Annotated in this window: 1 protein-coding gene; it reads right to left on the minus strand. The window is 54.4% G+C overall.

What is annotated here, in order from left to right; all coding sequences use genetic code 11:
- The coding region (locus tag F8C76_RS19505; RefSeq protein ID WP_500683489.1) for a RelA/SpoT-related domain-containing protein at positions 1-331 on the minus strand (331 nt) is incomplete at both ends.

Raw genomic sequence — 331 nt, forward strand, 5'->3', positions numbered from 1 at the left:
GCAGTTCCTTGATAACCCCCGTGGGGGTGAACACATAGGCTTCGTCCGGGAATAGGTCCACCTTCACATTTTCGATGAACTCCATGGAATTGCCGGTTTTTTGCTGCAGCTCAAGTAACCGTTGCATCCAGCTCTGGGTGCGGCTGTGGGTGGGCGAGCCAGGCTCGTCATCGGACTTGTAAAGCCAATGGGCGGCGATGCCATTGTTAGCCATGGCTTCCATTTCTTCGGTACGAATCTGCATTTCCAGCGGGATCCCGGAGCGAGCCTTCAGCGTGGTGTGCAGGGACTGGTAGCCATTGGCCTTAGGGATGGCAATATAGTCTTTAAA

Source organism: Flagellimonas olearia (assembly GCF_009184425.1).
Classification (GTDB): domain Bacteria; phylum Bacteroidota; class Bacteroidia; order Flavobacteriales; family Flavobacteriaceae; genus Flagellimonas; species Flagellimonas olearia.